We start from the raw sequence: 19875 nt of genomic DNA on the forward strand, positions 1-19875 counted from the left end.
TTGGACTCCTCTTGGTCAAGTTGAAAAAACTGGCAGGCGGCGTCGCCCGCTATGTCTGGATCGCGTTCATCACCGCGTCCGGCCTGACCAGGTCGAACACGACGGTCGCCGGCACCGCGGCGCGGTCCGGATGCAGGGCCAGGTAGCGGGCGCTGTCGCGCGCTTGCCGTTGCTCGATGGCGGCGCCTACGCTTCTCGCATCCTGGTAAAAGCGGTCGACCACGCTTCGCAGCGCGCCGTCGCTGAAAGCGTAGCTATCCTGCAGCACGGCGATCGCCGGGGCCAGGATGCCGCGCCCGAACACGGTTTCCGGGTACGGACCCTGGCCGGTCACCGACGCATTGATCTGGACGTCCATGAAATTCATGTTGCCGAGCGACGGATAGACCGTATCCTGGCTCGGCAGGCAGGCCAGCACGTCGGCCGCGGTCCAGTCGCGCGAGGCTTTCGCGACCGGCGGCGCGAACATCAGCGTCGACGCGTTCGGCACGAAAGCTGCGTGGTTGTAGGCGCCGTCGTTGATCACCGTGTGCTGGACCGAGAACTGCCACACGAACATGGCGAGCACTTCCTTCAGCGCATCCCTGGTGACGACGCTGGCGGGGAAGCGCTGGGCCTGGCGGGTGCCGTCGACGTAGTTAAAGGCGGGCATCAGCTTGCCGAAGAAGCGTTGCAGCTGGACGTCGGCGCGCACGCTGTCGTCGGCCGCGTAGCAGGTATCGACAAACTCGCCGGTGAAGCGGGCGATGGCCTTGTACCACAGCAGCGTATCGTGGACGTAAGGGTAGGAGAACGGGGTGTCGAGCACGCCGCGCTTGCCGGCGTCGACCGGGATCGCCTGTTCGAGGAAGCGGAAGCTGCCGTCGCCGTTGTAGATATGATCCTGCAACTGGTAGTTGCCGATGCGTCCGCACGAGAACATCAGGTCGTAGACGAAACCGAGGTTGTACACGCCGGGCTTGCCATTGACTTCGCGGGTCGCCGGGAACGGTTGCAGGAACGGGTCGTAGCCACTGTTGTAGATGGTTTGCTGAAACTCGGCCGTCTTGACCACGTGCGGGCGCAGCAGCTTGAACACGGGGTGCTGCTGGAACGGCGCCGCCGAGCAAGGCTGCGTGAGCGGGTTGAACACTTCCTCCGAGAACAGCGCGATGGACACCATCGCGCAGATCTGGTGCGTCAGCAACTGGTGGAAGCCGACGTCGTGCAGCGTCTGGCCGGCGCAGTTGGTCAGCATCTTGGCCAGCAGCCAGGCGTTCGACGCGTTGGGCATGCCGGGCCAGAACAGTTCGCCGCCCCGTTCGAGTTGCAGGCCGACCGGAACTAGCTCGTTGTCATCGTTCACGCTGAAAAACACGATCGGCTTGGGCAGGTAGCTGGCCGCCGGCGTGACAGTGCACGCCTGCAGGTAACGCCGGTAATCGGCGACGTACACAAGCTGTTCGAGCGCGCCGAGATCGCCCGGATTGGGCACGGCGGCGCGATCGACGATGGCGCGCACTTCGGCCAGCGTTACCTTCTGCAACAACGTCGGCATGAAGCCAGCTAGCTGCTGGCGGGCGAACTCGTCGTCGTCCTTGAGCCAGAACTGCGGCGCTGGAATGGTCTGGAAATTATTGCCGTAGTAGATATCCTCGAGCATGTCGGCCGTGCTGGCCGGCGCGCCTTCGCGCCGTCGCTGGCGAACCGTGGCGCTGCCGGCGCGGCCGCGTTGCGCTACGTTGTCGTCCCACTGGTCGTTGAGCATCTGCAGCACCAGGCGGTCGCGTGCATTCGCCTTCATTGCCTGCGGCACCTTGTTGAAGTCGGCGACGAAGGCCGGCACGTTGCCGTTGAACGAAAAGGTGGAGTCGCCATAGATGCTTGCGGTGGCGTGCGGCGCCACGGCGGCAGCGTCGCGGTCGACCTGGTTGTAGGCGAACTTGTAATCCAGCACGCCGGCCGTGGCGGCGTCGGCGCCGATGTCGGGCGGCGCAAAGGCGCCCCAGATCGCTTCCATCTGGCGAATCTTGTCGTCGGCGCCGGCCTGGGCCAGGATGTGATGGACCGCGTTATAGGCCGAATCGAGCGCGCCGACAATCCAGCCGTGGTGCACCGAGCAGCATTCGCCGGCGAAATTGAGGCAGCCGCCGAATTCGGGCGTGAGAAGTTCCGGATAGATGTTCTTGTACTGGCCCGGGTTGAACAGGGCGAACGCGGCGCCGCCGGCACGATTGTCCCAGAACCACGTCTTGGTGGTTCGGCCGTCCTCGTATCCGGCAAACTGGGCGTGGACGTCGGCGTCGGGATACAGGTAGGCGATGCCCTTGAGGCATTCGGCGATGCGCTCCTCGTCGTCCAGCGCGCCCAGCCGCTGCGCGTCCTGCGCCCAGCAGTACACCTGCAGCACGCCCTGGCTGGCTTCATAGCCGTACGACGGATAGATGATTTGCCGGTTCGGCCGGTCGGTTGCAGCAGCGCCCAAGCCGCCGTCCTGGCGCTGTCCAAGCGTCGCCCAGAACTGCCGCTTGAAGGTCAGGAACGCCTTGAATGCCGGCATGAATTCGCATTGGCGGATCGCCTGCGCCTTGGCATACGACAGCCCGGAGAGCAGGTCGCCGCCCAGCTGTCCGTTCAGATACGCCCCGTTCGGCAGCGTCGTGATCACATACGGGTAGCGCCGCTCGATCATCGCGCCGCCGCCCGCCGCCGCCAGGTCGCGAATGCGCAGGCGGATGCCGCCGTGGCCGTCGAACAGCGTGGCGTCATGCGCCATCTCCTCGACTTTATGTTGCAGGAACACGCGCTGGTGTTTGGCGGCGGCGCGGGCGGCAGGGCCGGCTGGCGCCGCCGCGGCGGCCGACGAGACTGGCCGCGCGTCCACCGTCAGGTTTGGCGGATCGTACGAATAGGGTCCGCCGTCGCACGCCGGCAGCATGCCCACCTGGACCTGGGCCAGCCGGCCGTCGTCGATGCCGACGCCCTGTTCGATGTCGAGCACCATGCGGCACGCGTCCGGGAAGCGCTGCATGCCCTGATCGACGGTGAGCATGCAGATCGCACTGTCGCCCGGTCGGTAGGGATTGATGCTGCCGCCCCAGTCGTAGACGGCGATGACCATTTCGACAAACGACACCGCGTACATTCCGGTGCCCACGTTGGTCGTTTCCAGATAGCTGGCCACGGCCCACGGCAGCAGATCGCTTTTGGCACCCATCGCCGGATCGTAGAATTGCTGCATGTCGCCGACGGTGAACACGGTGGTCAGGTAGTCCCACATCGAATACTGGTCGTACTGCATCATCGCCGCGAAGCCTTCGGCGAAAGAGGCATTGATGGCAGCGAGGAAGGGCTTGTTGACCTGTTGCAGCACCTTGTTGATCGGCAGGTAGATATTGCCGTGTGCGTCGGTTGTCGGCGTTACCCACGCCTGCGGCACGTCGCCGCCGTCGGCTTCGCCAAAGCCGAAGGCGGTGAGCGCATCGCTGGCGGCGGTGGTGAAGCTGGCCATGTTGTTGTAGCGCAGCCGCTGCGCCGGCGAGTCGTAATAGAACTTGCACCAGCTGACCTGGGCGTCGCCGAGGCCGCTGCGCGCGAGTACGGCGTTGACCGCCAGCGCCAGTTGCTGGACCGGCAGCATGTCGGCGGAAAACTGCGGCAAGCGCATGCCGCCGAGTTCGCCATACAGCCCGGCCCGTTCGGGATCACCGGCCGCGTAGTCGGAGGAATACCAGGTGCGGATGCGACCGCCCACGCGCTCCGAACTTTCGAACAGCTCGCAGCCAATGCCCAGCGACTGCAGCATCAGCCCGGCGTACAGTCCGGCGAAACCACCGCCGACGATGCCCACCAGCGGAATCTGCGCTGTCGCCCCCGGCGCGGCTGCGGCCAGGTGGGACTGGAACTGTCGGGCCTGAACACGCGCGCGCTGCGCGCCGACCTTGGCGCGGTAGTGGCCGCCGTGGTTCTGCAGCAGCCATTGCGAAAAGGCCGACCGCAGCGATCCGGCGTTGCGGTGCACGCTTGCGTCGGCCCGCTTGAAAGTGAAGTAGCTCATGGTCGCATCATCCTGAATTTCAAGCGTGAAATCGTGCACACGATGCTCGGCCATGGCAGCCGACGTCGCACCGGTGGACGCGGAAATGGATTGCAATAGCCGGCAAGCGGTAGTGCGCCATGGGGCAAAGGCTGCGCCGGTCTGGCGCCGGCCTGGAGACCAATTCAGCCGTGGACGAGCATAGGCTTCGCCCGCCGCCATTGATACCTATCAACTTAGGCAGTATTTATTGACGGCCGGCCTTGCTAGTCTAAAAAACAACAGTCGCATCTTGCTGACGGCATTCGCCGCCACCAACCGGGCCGCTTCCCGGCCTTTCATTTGATCCACCGAGGAGATCTACATGGGCTATGTCATCATGGAAGCAAAAGAGCTGGACGACGTACGCAACCGGCTGCATCAGAACCAGTTGAATGATCAGGACGTTCGCCTGCTCAACCTGCTGTTGCAACGCGCGCACCGCATGGCGCAGTCGCAGGTAAGCGCGGGCCGCATGTCGGTGGACCAATTGCCAGTCGGCCTCGACCTGGTCAAATGAGCGTGGCAAGGACATGGGCGACAGCGGCGCCGGCGCCGCTGTCGCCCGCCACCTTCGACGCCGCGCTCGAGACGACCTTGCATGAACAGGCGTGCCGCAACGTGCGCGAAGTGCCGCGCATTGCCGCCATCAGCGATGCCGGCCAGGCGTTCGACCTCGACTATTATCTGCGCCACCGCATCGAAACCGTACACCGCATCCGTATGACTGCCGGCACCGACGCGCTGGCGCTGGCGGCAATGGTCGCCGAACATTTTGACGCTGCACGCCGCTGGGCCGACTACACCGCCGAGGAGATGAAGCACGACCGCTTCTTCCTGGCCGACCTGGCCCGCCATGGCTGGGACGCGCAGCGGGTACTGGCGGTGCCGCCGCTGCGCGGCACTGTCGCGCTGATCGATTACCTCCGCCGCCAGATTGCCTCGGTCGGCAGCATCGCCGCGGTGGCTTACTCGATTTACGTGGAATGGCATTCCGCCCGGTTCTCGCGGCCGGCGGTGGAGCGCGCCGAGCAGGCGCTGGGCGCCGAGTTCGTCAAGGGCGCCAAGGCGCACCTGGCCGTCGACGTCAAGGAAGACCATTGTCAGGAGATGGTCGACATTGCCTACCTGCTGGCCGGTCACGACGCCGGGCTGCGCGTGCTGCGCGCCCTGGTGGTCGACATTGCCGGCTTGCTGCGCGAGAGCTTCATCGAGCTGCACCTGACCGTCGCCGAGCCAGCGCCGGAGACCTGACCGTGCACGCCTGCGTGTGCGGCGGCGGCGCCATCGGCCATGTGCTCGCTGCCGTGTTGGGCGCAAAAGCGGACGTGTCGGTGTCGGTATTGACGCGCACCTCGCAGCACTGGCGCCGCCGGGTCGAAATCCATTGCGGCGATCGCTACAGGCTGGAAGGGCGCCTGCACAAGGCCAGCGACGATGTGGCCGCCTGCGTGCGCGGTGCCGATGCGGTGTTGCTGGCGCTGTCTGCGCCGGCGCGCGCCCAGGTGCTGGCGCGCATTGCGCCGCACCTCAAGCCCGGCAGCTGGGTTGCCTGCGTTGGCAACAGCATCGGCTTCGATGGCGACGCGCGCGCGCTGCTGGGGCCGGGGGGACGCTTTCTCGGCTTCCAGCGAACCCCGTGGGTCGCCCGTCTGATCACGCCGGGCCAGCTGGTTCGCGTCAGCGGTGTGCGCGCCGCGGTCCTCGTCGCCGGCGCGCCGGCCGACCAGCTGCCCACATTCGCGGCCGCGCTGGGCTGCGCCATCGGCGTGCACTTGCCGGTGTCGGGCAACTATCATGATGTGAGCCTGGCCTACGACAATGCCACCTTGCACCCGCCGCGCCTGTACAGCCTGTTCGGACCGGAGCGACTGGCCGCCGCCGGTCAGGGTTTTTATCGGGACTGGGACGACAGCGCCAGCCAATGGCTGCTCGACATCGACGAAGAACTGCAAGCGCTGCGGCGCTCGCTTGGCGCCACGGGCGCCGGCTCGGCGCGCCGGCATTTCGGCGTCAGCCACGCCGGCCCGTTGACCCGGCTGATTCGCAGCAGCGTTGCGCTGCGAGAGATTGGCCTGCCGGTGCTGGCGGCCGCCGCCACGGGGACGGCGGTCCAGCCTGACCTGGCGTCGCGCTTTTTTCAGGAGGACATCGCGTACGGCCTGGCGCTGCAGCACCGGATGGCCGCCCGGGCCGGTATCGAGACGCCGAAGATCGGCCGCTTGCTGGACTGGGCGCGCGGCGCTTTCCAGCTCGCCGACCCGCAATGAACGCGGCGCCAGCGCCGGTCGCGGCCGATGACGAAACGTACTGGGCGGCGATACGCGCGCAGTACGCGGTCGCGCCGGATGTCATCAACCTTGAAAACGGCTTCTTCGGCGTGCAGCCGATCCCGGTGTTGCGCGCGTTCGCGCGCCACAATGAGCTGGTCAACTGGGAGGGTTCGTACTTCATGCGGGTGCGCTACCCGGGCCGGCTCGCCCGTGTGGTCGACGCGCTGGCTGCGTTTGCCGGGGTGGCGTCGGACGAGTTGCTCATCACCCGCAACCTGACCGAAGGATTCAACATCCTGCTTCAGGGTTATGCCTTTCGGGCCGGCGACGCGGTGCTGCTGGCGCGCCATGATTACGACAGCGTCGTCGACACGCTGGCGATGCTGAGGGCGCGCAAGGCGATCGAGCTGCGCGAAGTGGCGCTGCCGCTCGATCCGGCCAGCGATGCGCAGATCGTCGACTTGTACGAACAGGCGATCACGGCGCGCACGCGGGTGCTGCTCGTGACCCACCTGGTCCATCGCAGCGGCCAGATCATGCCGGTGGCCGCCATTGCCGCCATGGCGCGCCGTCACGGCGTCGACGTGATGGTCGATGCAGCACATTCATTCGCGCATTTGACCTACCGGATCCCCGACCTGGGCGCCGACTTCGTCTGCGCCAACTTGCACAAGTGGCTAGGCGCGCCGCTCGGCGTCGGCCTGCTGTACATCCGGCGCGGCCGCGTCGCCGATATCGCGCCCCTGTTCGGCGACGTCAGCCACGCAGTAAGCGATATCGCCAGGCTGGGCAACTTCGGTACCGTGCCGCCGGCGCCGATCCTGGCCATCGAAGACGCCCTCGCGTTCCACCAGCATATCGGCACGGCCAACATCGAAGCGCGCCTACGCTACCTGACGCAGTACTGGCTCGGGCAGGTGCGCCAGTTGCCGCGCGTGCGCGTCATGACGCCGAGCGACCCACGCCGCTCGTGCGCGATCGCCGCATTCAACATTGAAGGGATGGCCGCCGCCAGTGTGGTCGAGCGGCTGTTGGCGCAGCACCGCATCTTCACCGTCGCGCGTACCATCGGCGACGAGCAGGCTGTCCGGGTGACGCCGCACCTGTACACCACCACGGCGCAGCTGGACCTGCTCGTTGGCGCGGTGCGCGCGCTTGCGGGTGCGCCTGCGGTACCGCGCTAGATCTCGAGATTGTCGATCAGCCGCGTCGAGCCGAGCTTGGCCGCCGCCAGCACCACCAGCGGCGCGCCTTGCGCCAGGTCGCCGGCCGACGGCACTTGCAGATCGGACTGCCTGCGCACCGAAATGTAATCCGGATTCCAGCCGCGCTTGGCCAGGCTGTCCATCGCCTGGTGCTCGAGCTGGAAAATGTCGAGGTGGCCGTTGCGCATTTCCACCGCCACTGAATGAAGCGCTTGGAACAGCGCCGGCGCTTCCTGCCGCTCCGATCCGCTCAGGTACATATTGCGCGACGACAGCGCCAGGCCGTCGTCGGCGCGCCACGTCTCGGCGGCGATGATCTCGGTCGGCAGCGCGAACTGGCGGCTCATGTTGCGGATAATCATCAGCTGCTGGTAGTCCTTCTTGCCGAACACGGCAACGCGCGGACGCACGCACGAAAACAGCTTCAGCACCACCGTCGTCACGCCGCTGAAAAAGCCCGGGCGAAACTCGCCTTCCAGCGTATTGCCCAGGTCGTCCGGCGGTCGCACGCGAAACTCTTGCGGCTCCGGATACAGATCCTTTTCGGTCGGCGCGAACAGGATGTACACGCCTGCCTTTTCGAGTTTTTCGACGTCGCTCTGGAACGTGCGCGGATATTTCTCGAAGTCCTCGTTCGGCCCGAACTGCAGGCGGTTGACGAAGATCGAGGCGACCACCGGGTCGCCATGCTTGCGGGCCAGGCGCATCAGCGACAGGTGGCCTTCGTGCAAATTGCCCATGGTCGGCACGAACGCAGTGCGCAATTGCCCGCTCAGGTGGTCGCGCAGTTCTTCGATGGAAGAGATAATTTTCATGGGTCGGTCAGTCTAGGGAAGAGGGGGCCGGCATCAGGCCGGCGAATAGGCCAGCCGCACGTAGATCGGCGCAAATGGCGCGGCCTGGGTAATCTCGATCAGGGTTTCTTTCGCCAGTTCCAGCATGGCGACGAAGTGCACCACGACGATCGGCACGCCGCTGTGGCCATGAAACAAGTCGGCGAATTCGACAAAGCGCGCCGACTGCAATTGCCGCAGGATCGCTGACATGTGCTCGCGCACCGACAGTTCCTGGCGGCTGATTCGGTGGTGCTGGGTCAGGGTAGCGCGCTTGAGCACGTCGAGCCAGGCGCGCTGCAGGTCGCCGGCGTCGACTTCCGGCCAGTTCGGCACATTGCTCTGCTCGACGAACAGCTGCGGCCGGGTAAAGTCGCGATCGAGTTGCGGCATTGCATTCAGGTCGTAGGCGGCCAGCTTGATCTGCTCGTACTCGAGCAGGCGCCGCACCAGCTCGGCGCGCGGGTCGCCGGTCTCGTCGTCGTTGTCGGATTTTCGCTGCGGCAGCAGCATGCGCGACTTGATCTCGATGAGCATCGCAGCCATCAGCAGGTACTCGGCGGCAAGCTCCAAGTTGTGCAGGCGGATCTGGTCGACATACTTCAGGTACTGCAGGGTGACCTGCGCCATCGGGATGTCGAGGATGTTGAAGTTTTGCTTGCGGATCAGGTACAGCAGCAGGTCGAGCGGACCTTCGAAGGCGTCGAGGAAGATTTCCAGCGCGTCCGGCGGGATGTACAGGTCGGTCGGCATGCGCAGCAGCGGCTCGCCGTACAGCCGCGCTGTTGCCGCCACGTCCGGCACGGCGACAGCCGCGGCCGCGTCGGCAGGGTCAACCGCAGTGCCCACCGCCTCGTCTGGCAACATGGTCTCGACCTGAAATGCTTACAGTTTGTTCTGGTACACGTACGCTTGTTGCTTGACGCGCGAATCGGACGTGCGGTCCTGCTCGGTCAGCGTGATCGGCGCCTTGTCCCACAGCAGCGCACGGCCTTCGCGCTGGCCTTCCTCGATGGCCGGATTGGCCGCCTTCAGCGCCTTGATGAACAAGGTGTGGTCGGATTCGTACAGCTGGTGTTGTTTGGTCAGTTTCATGTTGGTCGATAGTGTTGCAGACAGGGTATTTTACCCGAGCGGGGAGGGGCCGGGGAAAACCCCGGCGCCGCGCCCCGCGGCGTGGTGTCGATCAGCGGTGCAGGGCGTTCAGTTCGCGCGCGATGATGTCGTGGTTGAGCCACAGCACCGGGCCGATCTTCTCGGCGGCGCCATGGAACATCAGCGGGCCGGCGCCTTCCAGCACCAGCGCGCTGAGGTGGTCGGTGATGAGTGCCTTGCGGTCCTTGTGCAGCTTGGTGATCTCGTCGGAGGTGCCGATCATCACCTCGGCCAGCTCCGGCGTATTGTCCATCGGCCAGGCGTCGAAGTTGCGGAACGTGGTGCTGGTCGGATCCTGGTTGTAGGCCTCGATCTTGGCCAGCAGCGACTCGAGCGACACGCCGTCTTCCAGCAGAGCCTGGCAGATCTCCCACTGCTCGTCGACCCAGGCGCCGCCGCCTTCCTTCTTCAGTGCCTGCAGCAGCGGGAACAGCGACAGCTCGACGCCGACGAAGATGTCGGACGAATTGGTGCGGATTTCCGGGCAGTTGAACACGGTGGCACTGATGCCTTGCGCCCACGCCGCCTCGGCCACGCTTTCCAGGCGCATCTTGGCGTAGCCCTGGGTGTAATTGGTGTAGGTCTGCCAGCGGTATTGCCCGCCGATCAAAATTTCGGTGCCGTGGTAGCCATAGGCGCTGTAGCGCACCTGGCCGCCGCGCTTGGCGACGCGCTCGCGGATGGCGCCGCTGGCGTGGATCAGGTGCTGCAGCGTGTTGGCGGTAACTTCGTCGAAGTTCATCAGGATCAGCTTGCCCAGGTCGCTCTCGAGCAGCGCGCGCGAGGACATGAAGCGCTCGCCGCGGCCCTTGTAGATGCGGTTGGCGATCGCCAGGAAGGCTTTCACTTTCGGGATGCCGCCGGCCATCGTGTGGGCGAAGAACACGTTGGCGCCATCGGGCACCAGCTTGTCGATCTCGGCCATGACGATGGCGGCCGACGCGGTGAAACGCTGCACGCCGGCCTGGCGGCAACGCTCGACCTTGTCCCAGTCGAGCTTGTCGTCCTGCCAGCTCTTGAGCGTCAGGCCGGCCAGCATTTCGGTCGGATTCTGTTCGCCGTCAGGCGCGTCGAGGTCGAAACCGGCCATCATCGGCACGTTGACGATGCGTCCGCCGAGCTTCTCTTCGGCTTCGGCAAGTTCTTCGGCGTCGAGCGCGCGCAGCGCGTTGTTCTCGTCGCGCCGGCCGACCGTGATGCCGACGATCGTCATGCCGGCATTGCGCGCCTCATCGATCAGGCCATTGACGTAGCCGCGGCCGAACAGTTCGCCGAACAGGACGAACACGTCGCCTTTGCGAAACAGGTTGGCCTGCGGGATGTGCCTCAAGGAAGTGGGTGCGGTCATAGAAGTTGGTGTCGCTTTTTAAATGTTGGCGCGTCATGGCGCGGATTTCTCATCAAGACTGCGCATTATAAACCGGTGCAAGGTCAACCAACCAGTTCACGCAGACCCAGTTCACTCAGAATTGAGCCGCAAAATAGTTGATAAAAAAGGCAACATGTTACGGTCAGCCAGCTTACGCTACATTGCATTGCTGTTCCTGGTGTCCGGTTTTTCGGCGTTGATCTACCAGGTCGTCTGGCAGCGCACCCTGTTTGCCACCTTCGGCATCAACAGCGAATCGGTCACGGTGATCGTGTCGCTCTTCATGTTCGGGCTCGGCCTCGGCGCGCTCGCCGGCGGCTATCTGCAGCAGCGCTTCCCGCGCCATCGGCTGCGCCTGTTCCTGTTGCTCGAACTGGGCATCGGCGCGTTCGGCCTGGTCAGCCTCGAACTGATCGGGCTGGTCAGCGCGGCGGCCGGCGACACGACGACGCCCGAACTGGTGTTGTGGGTCTACCTGATTCTGGCGATTCCGACCCTGATGATGGGCGCCACCTTGCCGATCCTGGTGGCCTGGCTGCAGGGCTACCCGCGCAATATCGGCCAGTCGGTCGGCCTGCTGTATGCCGTCAACACCATCGGCTCGGCCATCGCTGCCTGGTGCACGGTCGAACTGCTGTTCGTCCACCTGGGCCAGCAGGCGACGGTGCTGGCCGCCGCCGCCTGCAACTTTGCCACCGCCGCGCTCATTGTGCACGCCAGCCGCCGGCTGGTGCGCGAGGACCTGGCGGCAGTCGAAGCGGCGCCGCGTGCGCCAGGGGCCGCGCCGCTGCTGCCGTACCCGCTGGTGGCCGCCACCTTGCTGGCGTTCGGCTACATCTCGCTGAGCCAGGAAATCCTGTGGTTCCGCATGCTCGGCTTCATGACCGCCAACCGGCCGGAAGTGTTCGGCCTGATGCTGGCCGCGTTCCTGGTCGGCATCGCCGGCGGCTCGATGCATTCGCGCAGGGCATGTGCGCCGGACGGCAAGCCGGTGGACTACCTCGTGCGCGCGCTGTTTCTCGCCATCGCCGTGTTCTACCTGGCGCTGCCCGTCGTGGCGGCGACCTCCGCCTACGTGTCCAAGGCTGCCGGCACGGTGATGGCCTACATCGCCATTGCCGCGGTGGCATTCTTCACCGGCGGCATCCTGCCGATGCTGATGCATCTTGGCATTGCCGACGACGGCAAGGACGCGGCGAGTGCGATGTCGTGGCTGTATTTCGCCAACATCGCCGGCGCCACACTGGGGCCGCTGGTGACCGGATTCATCCTGCTCGACCTGTTTTCGCTTGAAGCCAACATCGCCGTCCTCAGCGCGCTCACCGCGCTGTTGCTGCTGGTCTTGCTCGTGGTCTTGCCGAAGGAGCGCGCCTACAGGCTGCGCGCGTTCGCGCTGATGGCGGTAATCGCGGCTGGCGCCTGCGTGCTGCACAGCGGGCTGTACGCCGGCCACCTCGAACGGCTGCAGCATGGCAAGCCGGATCGCCCTCGATTTGCCTACATCCATCAAAACCGTAGCGGCATCATTACCGTCGAGACCGATCCGCGCGGCGACATCATGTATGGCAACGGCATCTACGATGGCCGCTACAACCTCGATCTGCTGCGCAATTCGAACCTCATTGACCGTGCGTACATGATCGCCAGCCTGCACCGCAAGCCGGCGCGGGTGCTCGAAATTGGCCTTAGCACCGGGTCCTGGGCCAAGGTCATCGCCGATTATCGGGCAGTCGAGTCCTTGACCATCGTCGAGATCAACAAGGGATATGTCGACGCGATGCAGCGCTACCCCGAGATTGCCGGCGTGCTCGAGGATCCGAAGGTCAGGCTGCACATCGACGACGGCCGCCGCTGGCTGCGCAACCATCCTGCCGAAAAGTTCGACTTGATCGTGATGAACACGACGTATTACTGGCGCAGCAACGCGACCAATTTGCTATCGGTGGAATTTTTGGAGTTGGCCAAGCAGCGCCTGAAGTCTGGCGGGGTGGTCTACTACAACACGACCGGCTCGCCCGACGTCGTCTACACCGCGGCCCACGTCTTCAAGCACGTCACCTTGTTTTCCAATTTCGTTGCGGCCAGCGATGCGCCGCTTGCCCTCAGTTACGAGGAGCGGCGCGCCAACTTGATGCAGTTCGGGCTAGGCCAGGATGCGCAGCACCGCGCCGAGCTCGAGCGGCTCGCGTCAGTACCGCTGCCGGAGGTGCACGATGCGATTTTAAGGCGGCGGGCGCTGTGGAAGATCACTGACGACAACATGGCCGTCGAATTCAAGGTGCGGTAAGCGCACAGGCGATGGACGGAAACTCAGTCGGGGTAAGCGCGCAGGCGGGTACCCTTAGCATTCATGACTTGAGTTAGCGGATGCGCATGCCGGGCTTTGCGCCTGGCCATGGCTCCAGCACGTACAGGCCCGGATCGGCCTTCTCGTCGGCGGCCGATGCGCACAGCACCATGCCTTCCGAGACGCCGAACTTCATCTTGCGCGGCGCCAGGTTGGCGACCAGCACGGTCAGCTTGCCGATCAGCTGCTCCGGCTGATACGCCGACTTGATGCCCGAAAACACGTTGCGCAGCCGGCCTTCGCCGACATCGAGCGTCAGCCGCAGCAGCTTGGCCGACCCCTCGACCTGTTCGCAATTGACGATCATGGCGATGCGCAGGTCGATCTTGGTGAAGTCGTCGATCGTGATTTCCGGCGCCAGCTCCTCGACGCCTTTCGTTGCCGCATCCTCGGCCACAGGCGCTGCGACGACAGCAACCGCAGGAGCGGCCGGACGATCGAACAACTCCTCGACCATCTTGGCATCGACGCGCTGCATCAAGTGGCTGTAAGTGAAAATGGTGCGGCCGAGCATCGACTCGTACACCGTCGCGCCGCTGGTATCGCGCCATGAGTACTCGGCGTCGCCAAGGAACTCGGCCACGCGCGCGGCAACCTGCGGCAACACCGGCGACAGCAAGATCGTCAGCTGGCGGAACAGGATCAGCGCCGTCGTGCACACGTCATGCAGCTCGGCATTTTTCTCCGGGTCCTTGGCCAAAATCCACGGCTTGTTCTCGTCGACATACTGATTGGTGATGTCGGCGATCTCCATGATCTCGCGCAGCGCCTTGCCGTACTCGCGGCTCTCGAAATTGGCGCCGATGTTGGCCTGGCGCTCTGCGCCGTTGACTGTCAGCGCGCGGCCGATCCATTGCTGCGCCTTGGGAGTCAGCGTCTCGGCCAGCTTGCCGTCGAACTTCTTGGCGATGAAGCCGGCGCAGCGGCTGGCGATGTTGACGTATTTGCCGATCAGGTCGCTGTTGACGCGCGCCACGAAGTCGTCGCCATTGAAGTCGAGGTCTTCGACCTTCGAGTTCAGCTTGAAGGCGATGTAATAGCGCAGCCATTCCGGATTCATCTTCAGGTCAAGGTAGCGCAGCGGCGAAATGCCGGTGCCGCGCGACTTCGACATTTTTTCGTTGTTGACCGTCAGGTGGCCGTGCACGTTGACCTTCAGCTTGTCGATGATCGGGTGCTGGGCGAAATTGAGCATCGCCGGCCAGAACAGCAGGTGAAACGAGACGATGTCCTTGCCGATGAAGTGCACCTGCTCGGCGTCCGGATCTTGCAGGAAGGCGTCGTAATCGATGCCTTGCTTGCTGAAGTAGTGCTTCAGGCTGGCCAGGTAGCCGACCGGCGCGTCCAGCCACACGTAGAAAAATTTGCCCGGCGCATCAGGAATCGGGATGCCGAAGTAGGGCGCATCGCGGGAAATGTCCCAGTCGGCCAGCTTTTCGCCGGCGTCGCCCAGCCACTCGGACACCTTGTTGACCATTTCCGGTTGCAGGCGGCCAGGCGTGTTCAGCCATTCCTTCAGGAAGGTGTAGCAGCGCGGGTCCGACAGCGCGAAGAAATACTGCTCGGACGGCTTCAGGATCGGCGTCGAACCGGTAAACACCGAGAACGGGTTCACCAGGTCGGTCGGCTGGTAGGCCGAACCGCACACTTCGCAATTGTCGCCGTACTGGTCGTTGGCGCCGCAGTTCGGGCATTCGCCCTTGATGTTGCGGTCGGCCAGGAACATGCCCTTGACCGGGTCGAAGAAGCGGTCGACCGTCTTGGTGACGATCAGGCCGGCATCGCGCAGCTTGCGGTAGATGCCCTGCGACAGTTCGACGTTTTCCGGCGAATCGGTCGAATACCAGTTGTCGAAGCCGATGTGGAAGCCGTCCAGGTACTGCTGGCGCCCGGCGGCAATCTTCGCCACGAACTCCTGCGGCGTGATGCCTTCCTTCTCGGCGGCGATCATGATCGGCGTGCCGTGGGTATCGTCGGCGCAGACGAAATGAACCTCGCGTTTGCCCGCCGCGTCCTGTTGCATTCGCTGGAAACGCACCCAGATATCGGCCTGGATGTACTCCATCATGTGGCCGATGTGAAAGGCTGCGTTAGCGTAGGGCAGGGCGGTAGTGACGAACAGCTTGCGGGTCATGGTCGAAATGCGCTTATCGTTAGATGAAAATAAGCATTTTACCAGCGCTTGCCGCCAATCGGCACGGCGCAGGGGCCGGCTTTGCCATTCCGGCACGGTCGGCGTTGTCAATTTGCGCTAAACTTCGCCATCCCATCCGAAAGGCTACCAATGAGCATCACCGTAGAAGACGTCAACGCCGCACTGGCGGCGGTCATCGATCCGAATACCCAAAAAGATTACGTTTCTTCCAAATCGGTCAAGAACATCAAGGTCGGCGACGCCGGCATCAGCCTCGACATCGAGCTCGGCTACCCGGCGCGCAGCCAGCTCGGCGCGATTCGCGCCGACGTCACGCGCGCGCTGTCGGCGCTGCCGGGCGCCGGCACCGTCGACGTCAACGTCACCTCGAAGATCATCTCGCACACGGTGCAGCGCGGCCTCAAGCTGATGCCGAACGTGAAAAACATCATCGCCGTCGCCTCCGGCAAGGGCGGCGTCGGCAAGTCGACCACCGCGGTCAACCTGGCGCTGGCGCTAGCCGCCGAAGGCGCCGCGGTCGGCATCCTCGACGCCGACATCTACGGCCCGTCGCTGCCGATGATGCTGGGCATTAACGGGCGCCCGGAAACGACCGACGGCAAGACCATGGAGCCGCTCGAAAACCACGGCCTGCAAGTGTCGTCGATCGGCTTCATGATCGATCCGGACGAGCCGATGGTGTGGCGCGGCCCGATGGTCACGCAGGCGCTGCAGCAGCTGCTCGACCAGACCAACTGGCGCGACCTCGACTACCTGATCGTCGACATGCCGCCTGGCACCGGCGACATCCAGCTGACGCTGTCGCAGAAAGTGCCCGTCACCGGCGCCGTGATTGTCACCACGCCGCAGGACATCGCGCTGCTCGACGCGCGCAAGGGCCTGAAGATGTTCGAGAAAGTCGGCATCCCGATTCTCGGCGTGGTCGAGAACATGAGCACGCACACCTGTTCGAACTGCGGCCACACCGAAGCCATTTTCGGCCACGGCGGCGGCGAGAAGATGTGCGCCGACTTCGGCGTCGAATTCCTCGGCGCGTTGCCCCTGACGATGGCGATCCGCGAGCAGACCGACTCGGGCCGCCCGACCGTGGTGGCCGAGCCGGACGGTCCAGTCGCGCGGGTCTACAAGGACATCGCCCGCAAGGTCGCCATCAAGATTGCCGAGAAGGCGAAGGACATGACGAGCAAGTTCCCGAGCATCGTCATCAAGAACGACTAAGTGCAGCTGGACGTCATCCGCCAGCGGCTGCGCGCGCTCGGCGCCCAGCCCTTGCACGAACAGCGCATATTGCGCGACTGGGTGCAATGCCAGCCGCACGACCAGGGCCGGCGCCGCCCCGACGATTTCCTGCCAAAACCGGTGCGCGAAGCCTTGCCTGCGCTCGACGCCGCCTTGCAGGCGATGGCGCGGGTGATCAGCACGCATCCCGCCGATGACGGCTCGGCGCGCCTGCTGGTGGGCCTGGCCGATGGACAAGCTGTGGAAACGGTGCTGCTGCCGCGCGACGGCGTATGCGTGTCGAGCCAGGTTGGCTGCGCCGTCGGCTGCCAGTTCTGCATGACCGGCCGCGACGGCCTGCTCCGCCAGGTGACGAGCGGCGAGATCGTCGCTCAGGTGGTGCTGGCGCGCGCGCGGCGGCCGGTCAAGAAAGTCGTCTTCATGGGCATGGGGGAGCCCGCCCACAACCTCGACAACGTGATCGATGCCATCGCGCTGCTCGGAACCGAAGGCAACATCGGCCACAAGAACCTGGTGTTCTCGACCGTTGGCGACGTGCGCGCTTTCGAGCGAATGGCCGCCGGCGTCGTCAAGCCGGCGCTGGCGTTGTCGCTGCACACCACCAAGCCTGCACTGCGCGAACAACTGCTGCCGCGTGCGCCAAAGCTGACTCCGCGTGAACTTGTCGACCATGGCGAGCGCTACGCGCGCCTGACCGGTTACCCGGTGCAATTCCAGTGGACGCTGTTAGAAGGCGTCAACGATGGCGCCGACGAAATGGACGGCATCGTCGAGCTACTCAAAGGCAAGCACGCCGTGCTGAACATGATCCCCTACAACACCATCCCCGACCTGGCGTTCAAGCGTCCGAGCTGGGAAAAGGCGAGGGCGATTGCCGCCGCGCTGCACCAGCGCGGCGTGCTGACCAAGCTGCGCGACTCGGCCGGGCAGGACGTCGACGGCGGCTGCGGCCAGCTGCGCGCCCGCGCCGCCAATCCGCGCACGATCCCGATCCGTTCAATAGAGGTCTGACCCGGTTTTTTCCGTTGGGGTCAGACCCCGGTTTCGTTGGCAGATGCAATCCTTTGCCAACCAAGCCGCGATCTGAATGCAAGACAACCGTCGGCATCTGCTCACAAATCATGCCGTTTATTGGACAATACTCGCGTCCTGATCGCGCTCACCGTGGCCATCATTTACCTGCTTCCCAAGCTGACCACCGCCGTGCCATCGGCGCTGGTGGCTATTTTTGCCGTCGCCGGCATCGTCGCCGCGGCCGGCATCGATACCAAAACTGTCGGCGACATGGGGTCGATTGCCGGCGGCCTGCCGGCGTTCCATCTCCCCCAGGTGCGGTTCACGCTTGGGACGTTCTACGTCATTGCGCCATATTCGCTGATCCTGGCGGCCATCGGCCTGATCGAATCGCCGCTGACGCTTAACCTGGTCGACGAAATCACCGCGGCCGCGGGCAGCCGAACAAGGAATCGCTGGCCCAGGGCGCGGCCAACGTCGTCGCCGGCCTGTTCGCCACCATGGGCGGCTGCGCCATGATCGGCCACAGCATGATCAACATCGGCAACGGCGCGCGCCACCGTCTGTCGGGCGTTGTTGCCGCCGTCTTCCTGCTCGGCTTCATCCTGTCGCCGTCGCGCTGGATCGAAATGATTCCCCTGGCCGCGCTGATCGGCCTGATGTTCGTAGTGGCCGCCAAGACCTTCGAATGGAGCAGCCTGCAGGCGCTGCGCAAGATCCCACGCCAGGACGCCATCATTGTCGTCGGCGTGACTGTCATTACGTGCTGACCGACCTGGCCATCGCCGTTCTCAGCGGAGTCGTCTTCGCCGCGCTGGTGTTCGCTTGGCAGCATGCCAGGCAAGATCAACGTGCGCACGCGCATCGACGACGCCGGCCGGAAAGTCTACGAATTGGAAGGCAGCCTGTTCTTCGCTTCGGCGACCAACTTCGCCGAACTGTTCACGCCAAAGGACGAGCCGCAACTTGTCGTCATCGAATTCGGCAAGGCCAAGGTCGTCGACCACTCCGCCATCGAGACTATCGACGCTCTGGCGCTGCGCTACCAGCAGGCCGGCAAAGTGCTGCACCTGCGGCATCTGAGCCCCGATTGCCTCGAATTGCTCGACAACGCCAAGCCGATGGTGGAGGTCAATGCGTTCGAAGATCCCCACTACCACATCGCCGATGACAAGCTCGGTTAAGAGCGCCGGGCGACGATTGACGCACCGCCGCAATATGTGTCCGATCATTCCCGCCGAGCACATTAACCCGCGCACGATTGAATCTGCCAATCGGATTTCGCTCGACACTTGTTAAAGTCGGAGTAGACTATTTAGCACGACACCATGAGGAAAGCTCACATGCAACTGGGCTCGGAAGGCAGCATCGAACCATCCTGTTTGCGCTCTGCGGGCCCGCCACTGCCGCACGAGGAGCAGGCGCGCGCGGACCTGTATGGGCTGCTGGCGCGCCTGTTGCTCGCGCCGCCCGACGACGCCCTGCTGGACAGCCTGGCCGGCGCCGACGCGATTCTAGCCTCCGACGCCGAACAGCCGCTCGAGCGGGCATGGCACGAGCTGTCGCTGGTGGCGCGCCTGCTTCCCTTCGAACTGGTGCGCGACGAATTCAACGACCTGTTTGTCAGTACCAGCATTGCGCGTGTCAGTCCCTACGGCTCGCTCTACCTTGCCGGCTTCCTGCACGAAAAACCACTGGTCGCGCTGCGCACCGACCTGGCCGGTCTTGGCCTTGGCCGGCGCATTGGCGCCGGCGAAACCGAAGACCATCTCGGCGCGCTGTGCGAAACCATGCGCCGCCTGATTGTCGGCGGCCATGATGTCGAGCGCCAGCAACAATTTTTCGAGATGCACATTGCGCCATGGACGGCGGCCTGCCTGCACCACCTGCGCCACGCCGAAGGCGCCCAGTTCTACCAGCGCGTGGCCGACCTGGCCGGCGCGCTCTTCGACATCGAACGCGAAGCCTTCCAGGTAGCCGAAGACTACGCCGATGACTGATCAACCCAACCCTGAGAGTGCGTTCATGGACGAGCAAAAAACCAAGACGGTCAATCCCACCCGGCGCAGCTTCCTGCGCGCGGCCGGCGGTGCCGGCGCGCTCGGCGCGCTCGCCGCGGTAGCGGCGGAAACCGGCGTGGCGCCGGTGGCCGCCGCGCCGGCCGAACCGTCGGGCTACCATGAAACTGAGCACATCCGTCAATACTACCGGACCGCAAGATACTGGTAAGG

General features: G+C 64.6%; 18 protein-coding genes. 12 read left to right on the forward strand and 6 right to left on the reverse strand.

Going from position 1 to position 19875, the window contains the following annotated elements:
• Positions 1 to 49 precede the first annotated feature (49 nt).
• On the reverse strand, positions 50 to 4036 hold the full coding sequence (locus tag ACP7DD_RS00415) for an FAD-dependent oxidoreductase (protein ID WP_426172713.1): 3987 nt from the start codon (positions 4034 to 4036) through the stop codon (positions 50 to 52).
• Between the two features lie 343 nt (positions 4037 to 4379).
• Between ACP7DD_RS00415 and ACP7DD_RS00420 the strand changes: the two genes are divergently transcribed.
• Genes ACP7DD_RS00420 through ACP7DD_RS00435 form a run of 4 tightly spaced genes read left to right on the forward strand, consistent with a single transcriptional unit; the run spans position 4380 to position 7511 of the window.
• Positions 4380 to 4574, forward strand: coding sequence for a hypothetical protein (locus tag ACP7DD_RS00420; protein ID WP_426172714.1), 195 nt, complete (start codon positions 4380 to 4382; stop codon positions 4572 to 4574).
• Between the two features lie 2 nt (positions 4575 to 4576).
• Positions 4577 to 5308 (forward strand): hypothetical protein, encoded by a 732-nt coding sequence (locus tag ACP7DD_RS00425; RefSeq protein WP_426172715.1) that lies wholly within the window; start codon positions 4577 to 4579, stop codon positions 5306 to 5308.
• A gap of 2 nt (positions 5309 to 5310) precedes the next feature.
• A complete protein-coding gene (locus tag ACP7DD_RS00430) occupies positions 5311 to 6324 on the forward strand; it encodes an NAD/NADP octopine/nopaline dehydrogenase family protein (protein ID WP_426172716.1) in 1014 nt (337 codons plus the stop codon).
• Positions 6321 to 7511, forward strand: coding sequence for an aminotransferase class V-fold PLP-dependent enzyme (locus ACP7DD_RS00435; protein ID WP_426172717.1), 1191 nt, complete (start codon positions 6321 to 6323; stop codon positions 7509 to 7511). The genes ACP7DD_RS00430 and ACP7DD_RS00435 overlap by 4 nt, the downstream gene beginning before the upstream one ends.
• On the opposite strand, the gene panC is transcribed toward ACP7DD_RS00435, so the two are convergent.
• The 4 genes from panC to ACP7DD_RS00455 all read right to left on the reverse strand — a co-directional run bounded on the left by panC (position 7508) and on the right by ACP7DD_RS00455 (position 10868).
• Positions 7508 to 8347 carry a pantoate--beta-alanine ligase gene (panC, locus tag ACP7DD_RS00440; RefSeq protein ID WP_426172718.1) on the reverse strand — a complete coding sequence of 280 codons (840 nt, stop codon included), beginning with the start codon at positions 8345 to 8347 and terminating at the stop codon, positions 7508 to 7510. The two genes, ACP7DD_RS00435 and panC, sit on opposite strands and share 4 nt — an antisense overlap.
• A gap of 33 nt (positions 8348 to 8380) precedes the next feature.
• Complete coding sequence (locus ACP7DD_RS00445) at positions 8381 to 9232, reverse strand: segregation and condensation protein A (RefSeq protein ID WP_426172719.1); 852 nt, start codon at positions 9230 to 9232, stop codon at positions 8381 to 8383.
• Positions 9233 to 9250: 18 nt separating this feature from the next.
• Positions 9251 to 9460, reverse strand: coding sequence for a DUF3460 family protein (locus ACP7DD_RS00450; RefSeq protein ID WP_426172720.1), 210 nt, complete (start codon positions 9458 to 9460; stop codon positions 9251 to 9253).
• A gap of 91 nt (positions 9461 to 9551) precedes the next feature.
• Positions 9552 to 10868, reverse strand: a complete 1317-nt coding sequence (locus ACP7DD_RS00455) for an enoyl ACP reductase FabMG family protein (RefSeq protein ID WP_426172721.1) — start codon at positions 10866 to 10868, stop codon at positions 9552 to 9554.
• Between the two features lie 154 nt (positions 10869 to 11022).
• On the opposite strand from ACP7DD_RS00455, the gene ACP7DD_RS00460 reads away from it, so the two are divergent.
• On the forward strand, positions 11023 to 13176 hold the full coding sequence (locus ACP7DD_RS00460) for a methyltransferase domain-containing protein (RefSeq protein ID WP_426172722.1): 2154 nt from the start codon (positions 11023 to 11025) through the stop codon (positions 13174 to 13176).
• 73 nt (positions 13177 to 13249) lie between these two features.
• Here the strand turns inward: ACP7DD_RS00460 and metG are convergent, their stop codons facing one another.
• Complete coding sequence (metG, locus tag ACP7DD_RS00465) at positions 13250 to 15370, reverse strand: methionine--tRNA ligase (protein ID WP_426172723.1); 2121 nt, start codon at positions 15368 to 15370, stop codon at positions 13250 to 13252.
• A 150-nt stretch (positions 15371 to 15520) separates the two neighbouring features.
• Here metG and apbC point away from each other — a divergent pair, with 150 nt between their 5' ends.
• From apbC to ACP7DD_RS00500, 7 genes are all read left to right on the forward strand, one after another.
• Positions 15521 to 16609, forward strand: coding sequence for an iron-sulfur cluster carrier protein ApbC (gene apbC, locus ACP7DD_RS00470; protein WP_426172724.1), 1089 nt, complete (start codon positions 15521 to 15523; stop codon positions 16607 to 16609).
• Positions 16610 to 17641 (forward strand): RNA methyltransferase, encoded by a 1032-nt coding sequence (locus ACP7DD_RS00475; protein WP_426172725.1) that lies wholly within the window; start codon positions 16610 to 16612, stop codon positions 17639 to 17641.
• Between the two features lie 120 nt (positions 17642 to 17761).
• Positions 17762 to 18163: a hypothetical protein gene (locus tag ACP7DD_RS00480; protein ID WP_426172726.1), complete on the forward strand. Its 402-nt coding sequence runs from the start codon at positions 17762 to 17764 to the stop codon at positions 18161 to 18163.
• Positions 18100 to 18414, forward strand: a complete 315-nt coding sequence (locus tag ACP7DD_RS00485) for a SulP family inorganic anion transporter (protein ID WP_426172997.1) — start codon at positions 18100 to 18102, stop codon at positions 18412 to 18414. The genes ACP7DD_RS00480 and ACP7DD_RS00485 overlap by 64 nt, the downstream gene beginning before the upstream one ends.
• Positions 18415 to 18477: 63 nt before the next feature.
• Entirely contained in the window at positions 18478 to 18828 is a 351-nt protein-coding gene (locus tag ACP7DD_RS00490) for an STAS domain-containing protein (RefSeq protein ID WP_426172727.1), read from the forward strand.
• Positions 18829 to 18987: 159 nt separating this feature from the next.
• Complete coding sequence (locus ACP7DD_RS00495; RefSeq protein ID WP_426172728.1) at positions 18988 to 19644, forward strand: TorD/DmsD family molecular chaperone; 657 nt, start codon at positions 18988 to 18990, stop codon at positions 19642 to 19644.
• A 25-nt stretch (positions 19645 to 19669) separates the two neighbouring features.
• Positions 19670 to 19873, forward strand: coding sequence for a formate dehydrogenase (locus ACP7DD_RS00500; RefSeq protein WP_426172729.1), 204 nt, complete (start codon positions 19670 to 19672; stop codon positions 19871 to 19873).
• The last annotated feature ends 2 nt before the right edge of the window (positions 19874 to 19875 follow it).

The sequence above is a fragment of the Massilia sp. TWR1-2-2 genome (assembly GCF_049897565.1).
Lineage (GTDB): Bacteria > Pseudomonadota > Gammaproteobacteria > Burkholderiales > Burkholderiaceae_D > JAFCUW01.